This is a genomic window from Salmonella enterica subsp. enterica serovar Typhimurium str. LT2 (assembly GCF_000006945.2).
Classification (GTDB): domain Bacteria; phylum Pseudomonadota; class Gammaproteobacteria; order Enterobacterales; family Enterobacteriaceae; genus Salmonella; species Salmonella enterica.
In genome coordinates this window covers 2839107-2853410 of the sequence record NC_003197.2, presented here as the reverse complement: position 1 = coordinate 2853410, position 14304 = coordinate 2839107, and the positions used below count along the sequence as shown (strand labels likewise).

The following is a 14304-nucleotide window of genomic DNA, read 5'->3' as shown; positions in this document are numbered from 1 at the left end:
GACTACTGGCTGACTGGCTTATCCGGCCAGTCAGGGTTTGAGGTATCCACCCGGTTTACCAGTACGCTGTAGAGTTCCCATGCCTCCAGCCGCTTGATTTCCTCATCTGTAGCCATTTTTAATTTTACCGCTCGCGCCAGTGGCGCAATGACTGACTCTGCCTCAGCAAGAAGTTCCGCTTTTCTGGATTCAGCCTGTGCAACCAGTTCTTCAGGCGTATATTCGCGATGCTCAACCAGTACCGGGCCTCCTTTCCTGTGCTCAATATATTTTCCGTCCACCTGACCCTGCATAAGTCCATGGTAATGTTCATCAGTCAGAGGAATTAGATCAGTCGGGAAATCGCCCGATTCGGTATCCGGCTTGTAGAAAAAACCTTTCTCTTTAAAGCTGTAATAATAATCGCTCATTGATAATTATCTCCCGATCGCAAACCAGGCTACAGGATAGCCATTTACGACATTTCCGTCTGTTGATGCTTTAGTTGCGGCAAAAAACTGGCTTTTACTCACCGGGTATCCAAACGCATTATCCACTGAACCTCCCTGCTGATTAGTGTTGGTGACAAATACAGCAAAGCAGGATGTCGGAAACTCTCGCGGGAAATTGTAGGTTCCGTTTGAGCTACCAAGTGTCCCCCATTGCATTATAAACCCGGTGCTTTCGTCACGAACCCAGCCATAATCACCGAGGCTGGCAGTATTTTTACGGTTGTAATTATTAATAAGGAAGTCATTCAGCCAGCCACCCCACACATCACCATATAAATTACCATCAGGACCAACACGGCTTTTACCGCTCAATAAAATTTCTGTAGCAGTAATCCTTCCCGGTGCGCGAAATTCTCCGGTTGCAACATCAAATACCCATATTTTATCGTTAACATCAAAGTCTGTTTTTGCATGAATTGCAATTTGTGGGAAATTAGTATTCCCACTAGTTAATATTCCGAAAGAGGCGGCTACAGGATAGCCAGACTCCAGTGAGACCTTTCCTTTCAGGAGCGGGAAAAAATTATTATCATTATTCTGACGGTGAACCATTGGTACACTAAACGGTGCTTCACTGCTTAACTGACCAGAAAATCCCCCCGCCCCCTCCGGCCAGTTATTATCAACAAGAGCCTGAAAATTTTTAGTCAGCATCTTTTTACTGTGCTGCAATTCATTTTCATTAAAATATCCTGCCAGCACGTTGTTAGCCATAAATGCCAGATTACCGTCGCCGTTCCCTTTGAGCCCGGTATCGTTATCACCGATAGCGATGGAACTACCGCCCAGTGTGTTGTTAGTATTCACGCCGAAGGAAGATGTCTGTGGCAGGGTTAACTTCCCGCTCATCTCATCGCCAGTTTTCTGGACTGCGCCCGCAGCTTGCTTTGCTGTTTCGCCTAAACCGAGGTTTATGAAAATGCAGAAAACGGTCGTAAATGGCATGATCCCAGCCTTTTGCGAGGGGGCCTGTTGTGCAAATTGGCTATGTACGGGTGTCAACAAATGACCAGAATACTGATTTACAGCGAAACGCGCTGAATTGCGCAGGATGTGAACTGATTTTTGAAGACAAAATAAGCGGGACCAAATCAGAAAGGCCCGGATTAAAAAAGTTGCTCAGGACGTTATCAGAAGGGGACACACTGGTTGTATGGAAGCTTGATCGCCTGGGTCGCAGTATGCGTCATCTGGTCGTTCTGGTAGAGGAGCTGCGGGAGCGTGGCATTAATTTCCGCAGTCTTACGGATAGCATAGATACTTCCACATCAATGGGGCGTTTCTTTTTCCATATCATGGGCGCACTCGCTGAAATGGAGAGGGAATTAATTGTGGAAAGAACCCGCGCCGGACTTGCCGCTGCGAGGGCGCAAGGGCGAGTCGGTGGCAGGCGTCCAAAGCTCACTCCGGAGCAATGGGAGCAGGCCGGACGGTTGCTTGCCGCCGGTGAAACTCGTCATCGTGTTGGATTGCTTTTTGATGTTAGCATTTCCACTCTTTACAAGAAATTCCCTGTAAATCAGTCGCGTTGAAAGTGGCGATATTGTACCAGCACTGACACATCGTGAAATACGTGCGCCGCACGCCTGGCAACCAGAACATAAGGTATCCCTGTCAACCGGAGAGACTGCCTTATGGCTCAGGATTACCACCACGGGGTGCGCGTTGTTGAAATCAACGAGGGCACCCGACCTATTACCACGGTGAGCACTGCCATCGTGGGCATGGTCTGCACCGGCGATGATGCTGATGCGTCCGTGTTCCCCCTCAATAAGCCGGTCCTGCTGACTGATGTGCTCACCGCCAGCGGTAAAGCGGGGGAGTCCGGCACGCTGGCCCGCTCGCTGGACGCGATTGCAGATCAGGCAAAACCCGTGACTGTCGTTGTGCGTGTGGCGCAGGGAGAAACCGAAGCGGAAACCACCTCCAATATTATCGGCGGCGTAACTTCCGACGGTAAGAAAACGGGCATGAAAGCTCTACTGTCGGCGCAGTCGCAGCTCGGTGTCAAGCCGCGCATTCTTGGGGTGCCGGGACATGACACTCAGGCCGTTGCTACTGAACTGCTGGGCGTGGCGCAAAGCTTGCGCGGGTTTGCCTACCTTGCTGCTAATGGCTGCAAAACGGTGGAGGAAGCTATTGCCTATCGCGAGAATTTCAGTCAGCGCGAGGGAATGCTGATCTGGCCTGACTTCATCAACTTTGACACCGTGCTGAAAGCAGACGCGACGGCTTACGCCTCCGCCCGTGCGCTCGGCCTGCGTGCCAAAATCGACGAGCAGATCGGCTGGCATAAAACCCTGTCCAATGTGGGTGTGAACGGTGTCACCGGCATTTCCGCTGATGTGTTCTGGGATCTGCAGGACCCGGCAACCGATGCGGGACTGCTGAACAAAAATGACGTCACCACATTGATTCGCAAAGACGGCTTCCGCTTCTGGGGTTCCCGTTGTCTCAGTGACGATCCGCTGTTTGCCTTTGAGAACTACACCCGCACGGCGCAGGTGCTGGCTGACACTATGGCGGAGGCGCACATGTGGGCGGTGGATGGCGTGCTTAATCCGTCGCTGGCCCGCGACATTATTGAAGGACTACGCGCCAAGATGCGCAGTCTGGTCAACCAGGGATACCTGATTGGTGGTGACTGCTGGCTGGATGAGTCTGTTAACGATAAAGACACCCTTAAAGCCGGGAAACTGACCATCGATTATGACTACACGCCGGTGCCTCCGCTTGAAAACCTGATGCTGCGCCAGCGCATCACCGATCGTTACCTGGTCGATTTTGCCAGCCGTGTCGCTGCATAAGGGGGAATCATGGCTTTACCACGCAAGTTAAAACACCTGAACCTGTTCAACGACGGGAACAACTGGCAGGGGATCGTTGAGTCTCTGACCCTGCCGAAATTTACCCGCAAGTTTGAGAAGTATCGCGGCGGCGGTATGCCGGGCGCAGTGGATGTGGACATGGGGCTGGATGACGGTGCACTGGACACGGAATTTTCAATCGGCGGTACCGAGCTGCTGTTATTCAAGCAGATGGGCAAGGCAACCGTTGACGGCATCCAGCTGCGTTTCACCGGTTCCATTCAGCGTGACGATACCGGCGAAGTGCAGGCCGTTGAGCTGGTTGTGCGCGGGCGCCATAAAGAAGTGGATTCCGGCGAGTGGAAAACCGGCGAGAGCAGCAGCACCAAAGTCAGCAGTACCAACAGCTACGCGAAGCTGACCATTAATGGTGAGGTGCTCTATGAGGTCGATCTGGTCAACATGGTAGAAATCGTTGGCGGCGTGGACCTGATGGAAGCACACCGTAATGCCCTCGGCCTCTGATTAACCTTAACGGCGCGGGCAGCCGCGCCAGTATTTCATTAACAGGATACGAACATGAGCGACAAGCTGACTGAAAAGACCGTAAAACTGGATACTCCCATCATGCGCGGTAAAACTGAAATTACCGAAATTGTGCTGCGCAAGCCTCAGTCCGGCGCACTGCGTGGCACCCGTCTGCAGGCCATTATGGATATGGACGTGGGCGCAATGATGACTGTGATCCCACGAATCTCCACCCCGACGCTGACCGCGCAGGAAATGGCAGAGCTGGACCCCGCCGATCTCACCGCGCTGTCGGTAGAGGTGGTGACTTTTTTGTTGAAGAAGTCGGTGCTTGCCGGTTTACCGACAGCCTGACGATTGATGATCTTGTGGCGGATATCGCCACCATCTTTCACTGGTCGCCATCCATCACTGACGTTATGCCGCTGACTGAGGTGCTGGCGTGGCGGTATAAGGCAATTCAGCGAAGCGGGGCCAGCGATGAGTGACAATAACCTGCGTCTGCAGGTGATTCTTAATGCGGTTGACAAGCTCACCCGCCCATTTCGATCCGCGCAGGCCAGCTCAAAAGAGCTGGCTACAGCGATTCAGCAAAGCCGCGCCCGTTTAAAAGAATTAGATGCTCAGGCGGGCCGCATTGACGGTTTCCGCAAGGCCAGCGCGCAGCTGGCAGTCACCGGTAACAGCCTGAAAGCCGCACGCGAAGAAGCTGCGAAACTTGCCACGCAATTCTCTGCCACCAACCGCCCGACGGCGGCGCAGGCACGGCTGCTTGAGCAGGCAAAGAACCGCGTTACGGAGTTACAGAGCAAATATAACGGTCTACGTCAGTCAGTGCAGCGCCAGCGTCTTGCGCTCAATGAAGCCGGACTGGACACGAAAAAGCTCAGTAGTGCGCAGCGGGAACTGCGGCAGAATGCCGACGAAACCCGGCAGGCCCTGGACCGGCAGCAGAAATCCCTTAAACGCCTGGGCGAACAGCAGGCGCGAATGAACGCCGTCCGCGATCAGTATTCGCGCCGTCTTGAGGTGCGGGATCGCATCGCCGGGGCAGGGGCTACCACTACGGCTGCAGGGGTGGCAATGGGCGCACCTGTTGTGGCGGCAGTTAAGAGCTACGCCAGCATGGAAGATGCCATGAAAGGCGTGGCAAAGCAGGTAAACGGGCTGCGAGACGATAATGGCAACCGCACAAAACAGTTTTATGACATGCAGGATGCCATCAAGGCCGCCAGCGAACAGCTGCCGATGGAGAACGGCGCTATAGACTATGCCGCGCTGGTTGAAGGTGGTGCTCGCATGGGGGTGACCAATCAGGACGATCCTTACGAAGAGCAGAAACGTGACCTGCTGGCTTTTGCATCCACGGCGGCAAAAGCGGCAACGGCCTTTGAGCTGCCCGCAGATGAACTGGCAGAAGGGCTGGGGAAAATCGCGCAGCTCTATAAAGTTCCGACGCGCAATATTGAACAACTGGGCGATGCGCTGAACTACCTGGACGATAACGCCATGTCAAAGGGTGGGGACATTATCAACGTCCTGCAGCGTATGGGGGGCGTGGCTGACCGCCTTGACTTCCGAAAGGCCGCGGCGCTGGGTTCAACATTCCTTTCTCTTGGGGCTGCCCCGGAAATCGCCGCCAGCGCCTCTAATGCCATGGTGCGTGAACTGTCCATTGCCACCATGCAAAGTAAACGATTTTTTGAAGGCATGAATCTGTTGCAACTCAATCCGGCGGAGATTGAAAAGCAGATGACCACCGATGCCATGGGCACAATTCAGCGGGTTCTGGAGAAGGTCAACAATCTGCCGCAGGATAAACGCCTGTCAGCCATGACAATGATTTTTGGCAAAGAGTTTGGCGATGATGCGGCAAAGCTGGCTAACAACCTGCCGGAGCTGCAGCGCCAGCTGAAACTCACATCAGGTAGTGGTGCTAATGGCTCCATGCAGAAAGAATCCGACATTAACAAGGATTCATTGTCTGCACAGTGGTTGCTGGTTAAGACGGGCGCGCAGAACGCTTTCAGCAGCCTGGGGGAAACGCTGCGCCAGCCGCTGATGGATATTATGGGCATGGTTAAGCGCGTGACCGGGGCGTTGCGTCGCTGGGTTGAGCAGAATCCCGTGCTGGCTGGCACGCTGATGAAAGTGGCGGCAGCTACGGCAGCCATCACTGTTGGATTGGGGGCGCTGGCAGTGGCGGTGGCTGCTGTGCTGGGACCGCTGGCGGTTATCCGGTTTGGCCTGTCCATGCTGTCAGTTAAAGCGTTACCTTCTGCAGCCGCCGCTGCCACACGTACAGGTAGCGTGCTGCGTTTGTTGATCTCTGGTCCGCTGGCTTTGCTGCGCGTGGCATTATTTGCTGTTGGTAGCCTGCTGGGTGCGCTGCTCAGTCCTGTAGGGCTGGTTGTGGCTGCACTGGCAGGCGTGGCGCTGGTTATCTGGAAATACTGGCAGCCCATCAGTGCGTTTCTGGGGGGCGTGGTGGAAGGGTTCAAAGCCGCTGCTGCGCCCATCAGCGCTGCCTTTGAGCCGCTCAGACCCGTGTTTCAGTGGATTGGTGACAGGGTGCAGGCCTTGTGGGGCTGGTTCAATGATTTACTTACCCCGGTTAAATCCACTTCCGAAGAACTGAACAGCGCAGCTGCAATGGGGCGTCGGTTTGGTGAGGCACTGGCGGAAGGTCTGAATATGGTGATGCACCCACTTGAGTCACTTAAATCCGGTGTGTCATGGCTGCTGGAAAAGCTCGGTATTGTCAGTAAGGAGGCGGCAAAGGCGAAACTACCTGCGCAGGTTACGCAGCAGCAGTCCGCCACAGTGAACAGTGACGGCAAAGTGGTGCTGCCGCCAGGCGGGTTCCCGGCTTACGCTGGGATGTACGACACGGGCGGGATCATTCCACGCGGGCAGTTTGGCATTGTCGGAGAAAATGGCCCTGAAATTGTGAACGGACCGGCAAATGTTACCAGCAGGCGGCGTACTGCTGCGCTGGCCTCTGTCGTTGCTGGCGTGATGGGGGTAGCTGCGACACCTGCAGAAGTGGCTCCGCTTCATCCGTTCAGTCTGCCTGCGAGGACATACCAGACGCAGCCAGTTAAGGCTGACAGCCCGCCGTCAGTTATTCGTTATGAGATAAATGCGCCCATTCATATCGTCGCGCAGCCGGGACAGAGTGCGCAGGATATTGCCCGTGAAGTGGCACGCCAGCTTGACGAGCGGGAACGCAGGGCCAGGGCAAAAGCGCGCAGCAATTTCAGCGATCAGGGGGGGTATGAATCATGATGATGGTGCTGGGTTTATATGTATTTATGCTGCGCACTGTCCCTTATCAGGAACTGCAGTATCAGCGCAGCTGGCGACACACCGCCAACAGCCGGGTGAACCGCCGCCCGTCAACGCAGTTTCTTGGCCCGGATAATGATTCACTGACACTGTCCGGGGTTCTGCTGCCGGAAGTGACCGGAGGCAGGCTGTCATTACTGGCGCTTGAACAAATGGCTGAACTGGGCAAGGCATGGCCTTTGATTGAAGGCAGTGGAACCATTTACGGCATGTTTGTTATTGAGAGTCTGAGCCAGACAAAGACGGAGTTTTTTGCCAGCGGAATGCCCAGGCGCATTGAGTTTACGATCACCCTCAAACGGGTTGATGAGTCGCTCTCTGACATGTTCGGGAGCCTGAGTGACCAGCTCAGCAACCTGCAGGACTCTGCAGCATCTGCTATTGGGGGGATTAAAAACACGGTTGGAGGGTTGCTGCAGTGAACTTTAATTCTGATCTCCTGAATCTGAACAGCAAAAGCCCGGCTTTCAGTATCACCATCGAAGGCAAAGACGTGACGACGGTGATGGACGCGCGCCTGATGAGTCTGACACTGACGGATAACCGGGGCTTTGAAGCAGACCAGCTTGATCTGGAGCTGGACGACGCCGACGGGCAGATCGTTCTGCCGCGCCGTGGTGCTGTTATTCATCTGGCGCTGGGCTGGAAAGGCCAGCCGCTTTTCCCTAAAGGGGCTTTTACCGTAGATGAAATTGAACACAGCGGAGCCCCTGACCGGCTGACCATCAGGGCGCGTAGCGCAGATTTCCGTGAAACCCTCAATACACGGCGCGAAAAATCATGGCATCAGACAACGGTGGGGGAGGTGGTAAAGGAAATCGCCGCCCGGCATAACCTCAAAGTGGCGCTGGGTCAAGACCTGACGGATAAGGCGCTGGATCATATGGACCAGACCAATGAAAGCGATGCAAGTTTTCTGATGAAACTGGCGAGACAGTATGGGGCGATTGCTTCCGTTAAAGACGGGAACCTGCTGTTTATCCGGCAGGGACAGGGAAGAACGGCAAGCGGCAAGCCGCTGCCGGTTATCACCATCACGCGCAAAGCCGGTGACGGTCATCGGTTCACCCTTGCTGATCGTGGTGCCTATACCGGTGTTATTGCCAGCTGGTTGCATACGCGTGAACCCAGGAAAAAAGAGACAACCAGTGTTAAGCGTCGTCGAAAGAAAGCCACCACACCCAAAGAGCCGGAAGCAAAACAGGGTGATTATCTGGTGGGAACGGATGAAAACGTGTTGGTTCTTAATCGTACCTACGCCAACCGGAGCAATGCAGAGCGCGCAGCAAAAATGCAGTGGGAACGCCTGCAGCGCGGGGTTGCTTCATTTTCCCTACAGCTCGCTGAGGGGCGGGCTGATCTCTATACGGAAATGCCGGTGAAGGTGACGGGATTTAAGCAGCCGATTGATGATGCAGAATGGACCATTACCACCCTGACGCATTCTGTCAGCCCGGATAATGGATTTACGACCAGCATGGAGCTTGAAGTAAAGATTGATGATCTTGAAATTGAATGATTGGTTCTCAATATTGAATAATGCTGTATCATTATTGCGATTATGGCAAAAGTGGTGGGATAACAGCAATGATGAACTGTCCAGAGTGCGGTCATGCAGCACATACCAGAAGCAGCTTTCAGGTATCAGCTACGACAAAAGAACGTTACAACCAGTGCCAAAATATAAATTGTGGCTGTACGTTCGTTACTCATGAAACGTTTGTACGGCACATTATAAAACCGAATCTAATTTCTTCTGCGCCACCACATCCGGGAAAAGGTGGTCAAGGCCACATGAGTTTCTGAACAGAACCCGCTTTAATGGCGGGTTTTTTGTTGCCGCCAGTCCGACACGCTGTCGCCATTTTGCCGCCACTACCAAAGAAAAAGGGGCTACGTTTTCACGTAACCCCTTGTTTTATTTGGTGGAGCTGGCGGGAGTTGAACCCGCGTCCGAAATTCCTACATCCTCGGTACTACATGCTTAGTCAGTCTTTACATTCGCCTGGCACCTGCGGACGGACACGCCACTACCAGACTAGCCTGATTCGTTTTAACGCTTCAACCCCAGGCAGGGCATCCGCGCGATCTCTTTTGGGTTTGACCTCTCTTGATCCCCGTCCTAAGAGCGGAGGCTAGGGAGAGAGGGCTCTAAGCAGGTTATTAAGCTGCTAAAGCGTAGGTTTCGTCGTTTGCGACTATTTTTTTGCGGCTTTTTACGAGGCCAACCGCCCCTCGGCATGCACCTTGGGTTTCGCAAATCCCGTCGAATCCAGAATCAGCCCCAATGTGTAAGATAAGTATAACAGACTTGTGACACGCGTGACCAGCCCCCGTATCTTCTTATCTTCAACGATTTACCGCTCGCGCAGCGCTTCTTTCGCGCGATTAAACGGTTTGATTAAATAGTCGACAATGGTTTTTTCACCGGTTTTGATATCTACCGTGGCGATCATGCCTGGAACAATCGAAAAACGGCGTCCTGATTTATTTTGTAGATAGTCCTGGTGGGTGCGGATAAATACGCGATAGTAGAAAATTTCCGGTTTCACTTTATCCTGAATGGTATCCGGTGAAATGGTCTCCACCACGCCGTCAAGCCCGCCGTAAATGGCGTAATCGTAAGCAGTAATTTTAACCAATGCGCGTTGGCCGGGATGAATAAAGGCGATATCACGCGGCGAAAGGCGGGTTTCAATCAGCAGACGATCGTCTACCGGCACTATCTCCATCATCTCGCCGTTAGGCGGGATCACGCCGCCAATCGTCGTGACCTGGATATTTTTAACAATGCCGCGTACCGGTGAACGCACGGTAAGGCGGGTGACGGAATCCTCGCGTCCTTTTAAAATGGCGGAGAGCATATCGACCTCAGCGTTCGCTTTTGATAACGCTTCGCGTGCCTGCACATAATATTGTGAGCGCAGATCGGTAATTTTTAAGCCTAAATCGCTTTTTTGTCGTTGCAGGCGCAGCACTTCAACATGACTGGCCGCGCCGCTTTTCTCCAGCCGCTGGGTAATGGCCAGCTCTTTATTAACCGACGCCAGCGCATCCCGTAGCTCGGCTTCGGTATCGGCCAGCTGCGCGCGGCGGCTTTTATAGAGACGCGTCTCTGCGGCAATCAGATCCGGCCAGCCGTTCAGCTCAGCGGGGAAGGCGAGAGGTAAGTCGTTGACTTCCGCGGTTAACCGTGCGCTGGAGGCGAGTGAAGCGCGATATTTTGCCGCACTTTCACCAACATTGGACGCCAGACGCGTCGGATCAAGCCGGGCGACAATCTGGTTAGCCTGAACTCTGTCGCCTTCCCGCACCGTCAACTGCGCCAGAATGCCGCCATCCAGCGACTGCAGAACCTGTTCGCGTGAACTGGGGATCACTTTCCCGTTGCCGGTGGAAACCTCATCCAGTCGGCCAAACCACGCCCAGATGCCGAGAATGAGAAATAACAGTGAGCAGATCAGAACAATACGACCCGCGCCGGAAAACGCCCGTTCACGCTGAATATCGGGATCGTCCATCGCGGCATCATGCTGATTGATTTTCATTTTTCCACTCCCGACGGTGACTTTGCATCCGATCCGCGTTAAGCGCCTGCGCTTTTGGCGCATCCATCACCAGTTGTCCTTCTTTCAGGACAACGACACGCTCAACCAGCTCCAGTATTGGTACCCGGTGCGTCGCGACGACCAGGGTTCGATTGCCAAGCCACTGATGTAACCGCTGAATAAACTCTCGTTCCGTATGCTCGTCCAGCGAGGCGCTGGGTTCGTCAAGTAGCACAATATTGGGGGAGCGCAGCAGCATTCTCGCCAGCAACAGGGACTGACGCTGCCCGCCGGACAGGCCGTTACCACCCTCCATAATGGGATGATCCAACCCTTTTGCCAGCCGCCTGACGAAGACGGCGCCGCCGCTGACTTCGAGCGCGTCAAAAATCTGTTCATCGTTGGCGTGCGGCGCGCCGAGCGTCAGGTTCTCTCGTAGGGTGCCGAAGAAAAGCCGCGCGTTCTGGCTAAGAAAGCCGATGTTGCGGCGTAAATCCGCCATATCGATGTGCGACAAGCTGAGATTATCAAGCCGGGCATCTCCCTGAATCATCTCCAGGCCGCCCGCCATCGCCTGTAAAAGTGTGGATTTACCCGCACCGTTACGCCCCAGTATCGCAATCCGCTCGCCTGGCATGATCTCCAGACGCACGAGGCGCAACGGTATGCGTTGATCGTCGTTATGGTAACGAAACTGAGCGTTTTCAAAGAGGTAATGCCCGTGGAGGATGTCGCGGTGTATCAGGCTATCGTCATGCTGTGTCTCGGTGGGCAGTTGCATAATGTTGTCGAGACCCATCTTCGCCGCTTTCACCTGCTGCCAGCGCGCCAGCACGCCGCACAGGTTAGCCATTGGCGCGATCATCCGCGAGCCGAGCATCGACGCGGCGACCACGGCGCCGGTAGTCATACTGCCTTCAATAACCATCGGCGCGCCGAACATAATCACTGCGGCATACACCAGACTTTGTACCGACATCCCCCAACTGATAAGCCCTTGCGTGAGTTTGCGGGTGCGTAGACCCGACTCGCCGGTAATACGGATATAGCTATTCCACTGCTGAAGAAAGCGGTTCTCCGCCTGCATCAGTTTAATATCCTCCAGCCCCTGAACGCTTTCGACCAAGACTGCATTGCGTAGCGTCGCTTCGTGGGCGGCCTGGTTGGCGAGGACAGCCAGTTTTTTTTGCAGTGCGACGCCCGGCAGGATCATCAGCAGAGCCGCCACGGGCGCTATCCATGCCAGCGGTGGGGCAATAATCGCCAGGACTATCATAAACAGGAAAAAGAAAGGCAGATCGACAATGGTCGCCAGCGTTGAAGAGGTAATCATCTCGCGGATCTGCTCTAGTTCGCGTAACTGCGAGATAAAACTGCCGGTGGAACGGGGAATAGCGCTGTTGCGCAGCCTTAACGCGTGACCGAATACCCGATCGGAAATGCGCATATCGGCGCGTTTACCGAGCACGTCCATAATGTGCGTACGCGCTTCACGCAGCAGAAAACCGAACAGCACCGCTACCAGCACGCCGAAGGAGAGCACGTACAGGGTAGGATATGACTGAGCGGGGATCACCCGATCGTAAACCTGCATAGAGAACACAATCCCGGCCAGCGACAGCACGTTAATCAGAAAGGCGGCGACCATTACCGGTAAATAAGGGCGAATATCCTGCAGAACCAGCTCGCGCATCCAGTCGGGTTTAAAGCGGGAGATATAGCGGTCGACGCGGCTATCCTTGAGCGCCGATAGCGGGCGTAGCGCGGCAACATAGAGGATCTCCGGCAATAACTCGCTGAGCGTCAGGCGGTTACGCTGACCCTCTTCTTCAATCACAAAAACGTCTACCGCCTCTTCGCCATTAACATGTTCGATGACCAATAACTGCCCGTCCCGGAGCTCGACAACCAACGGCAATCGCCACTGACTAAATGCCGTTTTGTCTATGTCCGGCGCATGAAAGGATAAACCCGCCTGCCGCGCGAGCTGCGTTAAGGCGGTCGTTCTGCTTTTACCCCTAAGCCACGGGGCGTTGGCCTGAATTGAACCGGGAGAACAGGCAACGCGATAATGACCGGCGACATAGCTGATGGCCTGCGCCCATTGGCTTAGCGCGCGCTCACTGAGTACCTCTTCTACATCGGGGGCGGCGCGGGTCATGGCTGGATCTCCACGGATTGAATGCTGCGATGATTTAACGCGAACGCCTGACGAAGCGCGCCGGTGTTATACAGACAGTTCAGTTGCAACTGATGCAACTGGCTTTCCGTTTGCAGTTCGGCAAAACGCGCCTGGTAAACTTCCTGCTCCGCATTAAGCACGTCGAGCAGCGGGCGGGAACCGAGGTCAAGGTATTGCTGCTGATACAGTTCGCGCGTACGTTCGCTAAGCTGCTGTTGCCGACGAAGGATTTGTAACGCGCTGGCAAGACTCATTGCCTGGCTGCGCGCCTCCATCAGTTTCTGGCGGACATCAAGCCGGGTGCGCTGAATGGTCGACTGAGCCGCGTCTACCGCATGGCTGGCGGCGTTGCGTCGGGCAGTCAGCCCTCCGCCCTGATAAAGCGGCATCTCAACTTTTACCCAGGTGGAATACTGGGTTTTATCCAGCACTTCATGACTGGGATATTTATCATTAAGATAATGTTGTACAGAAGGTTCGAGCGAAATCGTCGGCGTCATTTGCGCGCTGGCATAGTCCAGATTCGCCCGCGCAACGTTGGCCTGCGCCCAGGCGGCCAGTACCGCGGGCACCAGTCGATCGTCGGGAGTCGCCGTCTCACAGCTGCGAGCAAGTTTCGCCGGGAAGTCATTATTGATGCCGTTAAGCGAATTCCAGCCCAGCCAGCTCATCAGTGAGGCTTTCGCACTGTCGAGATTGGCCTGATACTGCGCCAGTTGCGAGCGGGCGGATTCGATTCTGGCTTCGGTTTGCACCACGTCAGAGAGCGACGTAGCGCCTTCATCGCTGCGCTGCCGGATAAGTTTACCGATGCTGTCCAGCGCGACGAGCTGTTCTTCCGCCGCTTCTACCATTTGCTGCCAGCTCTGCGTTTGTACAATGGCGTTGGCGGTTTCGTGCGCGACGGTATCAATACTGAGCAACACATTGGCCTGTTGCTGCGCTGCGCCTGCGGTTTCGGCGCGAACCTGGCTTGCCACTTTGCCGAAGTCATAAAGCATTTGCGATACCGACAGCACTAGCGAGGGGCTATACCCGTGATCGGTGTAGGTATTGCTGTACCCATTGTTCACGCCAGCGCTGACTTGCGGATAATATTTCGATTTGGCGACCTCTATTTGTTCATTCTGTGCGAGCAGTTTGCCGATGGCTTCGCGAATAGAAGGATGCCAGTTAACGGCGCGATTGACCGCGTCATTGAGCGTCAGGTTGCCCGGCGCGGCGGCGCTGAGCGGCAACTCAGCGGCGGAGCCATCCAGCGAAGGAAGCATCTGGTCCGTTGCTAATCCTTCGGATGTAATCATTGGCGGCGCTTCTGCGCCCCGGGGCTGGTGATGAAACAAAGCAAATGCCAGTACGATGGCGACAGGCGCGACTCTTCCCATAGTTTATCCCTTTTA

General features: G+C 54.6%; 14 protein-coding genes, 1 other RNA gene and 14 other annotated features. Of the genes, 9 read left to right on the top strand and 6 right to left on the bottom strand.

What is annotated here, in order from left to right; translation table 11 throughout:
* Positions 1–2: 2 nt before the first annotated feature.
* The gene (locus STM2704; RefSeq protein ID NP_461632.1) for a Fels-2 prophage protein occupies positions 3–413 on the bottom strand. Within the gene, positions 3–410 belong to an annotated coding region; the region does not span the whole gene.
* Positions 408–413, bottom strand: a ribosome-binding site (putative RBS for STM2704; RegulonDB:STMS1H002790). (Overlaps the previous gene by 6 nt.)
* Positions 414–416: 3 nt before the next feature.
* The gene (locus STM2703; protein NP_461631.1) for a Fels-2 prophage protein occupies positions 417–1501 on the bottom strand. Within the gene, positions 417–1496 belong to an annotated coding region; the region does not span the whole gene.
* Positions 1453–1458 (top strand) — a ribosome-binding site (putative RBS for STM2702; RegulonDB:STMS1H002788). Its footprint overlaps the gene before it by 6 nt.
* On the opposite strand from STM2703, the gene STM2702 reads away from it, so the two are divergent.
* From STM2702 to STM2694, 9 genes are all read left to right on the top strand, one after another.
* The gene (locus STM2702; protein ID NP_461630.1) for a Fels-2 prophage protein occupies positions 1453–2023 on the top strand. Within the gene, positions 1466–2023 belong to an annotated coding region; the region does not span the whole gene. The genes STM2703 and STM2702 overlap by 49 nt on opposite strands.
* Positions 1496–1501 (bottom strand) — a ribosome-binding site (putative RBS for STM2703; RegulonDB:STMS1H002789). Its footprint overlaps the gene before it by 6 nt.
* 95 nt (positions 2024–2118) lie before the next feature.
* Positions 2119–2124 (top strand) — a ribosome-binding site (putative RBS for STM2701; RegulonDB:STMS1H002787).
* Positions 2119–3298 (top strand): Fels-2 prophage protein gene (locus tag STM2701; RefSeq protein NP_461629.1). Within the gene, positions 2126–3298 belong to an annotated coding region; the region does not span the whole gene. Its footprint overlaps the feature before it by 6 nt.
* Positions 3299–3301: 3 nt before the next feature.
* Positions 3302–3307 (top strand) — a ribosome-binding site (putative RBS for STM2700; RegulonDB:STMS1H002786).
* The gene (locus STM2700) for a Fels-2 prophage protein (protein NP_461628.1) occupies positions 3302–3823 on the top strand. Within the gene, positions 3308–3823 belong to an annotated coding region; the region does not span the whole gene. (Overlaps the previous feature by 6 nt.)
* 47 nt (positions 3824–3870) lie before the next feature.
* Positions 3871–3876, top strand: a ribosome-binding site (putative RBS for STM2699; RegulonDB:STMS1H002785).
* Positions 3871–4180 (top strand): Fels-2 prophage protein gene (locus STM2699; RefSeq protein ID NP_461627.1). Within the gene, positions 3878–4180 belong to an annotated coding region; the region does not span the whole gene. (Overlaps the previous feature by 6 nt.)
* Positions 4181–4191: 11 nt before the next feature.
* Positions 4192–4197, top strand: a ribosome-binding site (putative RBS for STM2698; RegulonDB:STMS1H002784).
* The gene (locus tag STM2698) for a Fels-2 prophage protein (RefSeq protein ID NP_461626.1) occupies positions 4192–4314 on the top strand. Within the gene, positions 4195–4314 belong to an annotated coding region; the region does not span the whole gene. It overlaps the preceding feature by 6 nt.
* Positions 4302–4307: a ribosome-binding site (putative RBS for STM2697; RegulonDB:STMS1H002783), on the top strand. It overlaps the preceding gene by 6 nt.
* Positions 4302–7114, top strand: a protein-coding gene (locus STM2697; RefSeq protein NP_461625.1) for a Fels-2 prophage protein. Within the gene, positions 4307–7114 belong to an annotated coding region; the region does not span the whole gene. The genes STM2698 and STM2697 overlap by 13 nt, the downstream gene beginning before the upstream one ends.
* Positions 7104–7109: a ribosome-binding site (putative RBS for STM2696; RegulonDB:STMS1H002782), on the top strand. Its footprint overlaps the gene before it by 6 nt.
* Positions 7104–7596 (top strand): Fels-2 prophage protein gene (locus STM2696; protein ID NP_461624.1). Within the gene, positions 7111–7596 belong to an annotated coding region; the region does not span the whole gene. Before STM2697 ends, STM2696 begins: the two co-directional genes overlap by 11 nt.
* Positions 7587–7592: a ribosome-binding site (putative RBS for STM2695; RegulonDB:STMS1H002781), on the top strand. (Overlaps the previous gene by 6 nt.)
* Positions 7587–8693 (top strand): Fels-2 prophage protein gene (locus tag STM2695; protein ID NP_461623.1). Within the gene, positions 7593–8693 belong to an annotated coding region; the region does not span the whole gene. Before STM2696 ends, STM2695 begins: the two co-directional genes overlap by 10 nt.
* Before the next feature lie 51 nt (positions 8694–8744).
* Positions 8745–8750, top strand: a ribosome-binding site (putative RBS for STM2694; RegulonDB:STMS1H002780).
* The gene (locus STM2694; RefSeq protein ID NP_461622.1) for a Fels-2 prophage protein occupies positions 8745–8980 on the top strand. Within the gene, positions 8762–8980 belong to an annotated coding region; the region does not span the whole gene. It overlaps the preceding feature by 6 nt.
* Positions 8981–9094: 114 nt before the next feature.
* Here the strand turns inward: STM2694 and 10Sa are convergent.
* The 4 genes from 10Sa to STM2690 all read right to left on the bottom strand — a co-directional run bounded on the left by 10Sa (position 9095) and on the right by STM2690 (position 14294).
* Positions 9095–9194, bottom strand: a transfer-messenger RNA (tmRNA) gene (gene 10Sa / locus STM2693).
* Positions 9189–9194: a ribosome-binding site (putative RBS for 10Sa; RegulonDB:STMS1H002779), on the bottom strand. (Overlaps the previous tmRNA gene by 6 nt.)
* A 337-nt stretch (positions 9195–9531) precedes the next feature.
* A complete protein-coding gene (locus tag STM2692; RefSeq protein ID NP_461621.1) occupies positions 9532–10695 on the bottom strand; it encodes a putative HlyD family secretion protein in 1164 nt (387 codons plus the stop codon).
* A gap of 7 nt (positions 10696–10702) precedes the next feature.
* The gene (locus STM2691) for a putative ABC transporter transmembrane region (RefSeq protein NP_461620.1) occupies positions 10703–12890 on the bottom strand. Within the gene, positions 10703–12883 belong to an annotated coding region; the region does not span the whole gene.
* Positions 12880–14294, bottom strand: a protein-coding gene (locus STM2690; RefSeq protein NP_461619.1) for a putative outer membrane efflux protein. Within the gene, positions 12880–14289 belong to an annotated coding region; the region does not span the whole gene. Before STM2690 ends, STM2691 begins: the two co-directional genes overlap by 11 nt.
* Positions 12885–12890 (bottom strand) — a ribosome-binding site (putative RBS for STM2691; RegulonDB:STMS1H002778). Its footprint overlaps the gene before it by 6 nt.
* Positions 14289–14294 (bottom strand) — a ribosome-binding site (putative RBS for STM2690; RegulonDB:STMS1H002777). It lies within the gene STM2690.
* Positions 14295–14304: the final 10 nt, after the last annotated feature.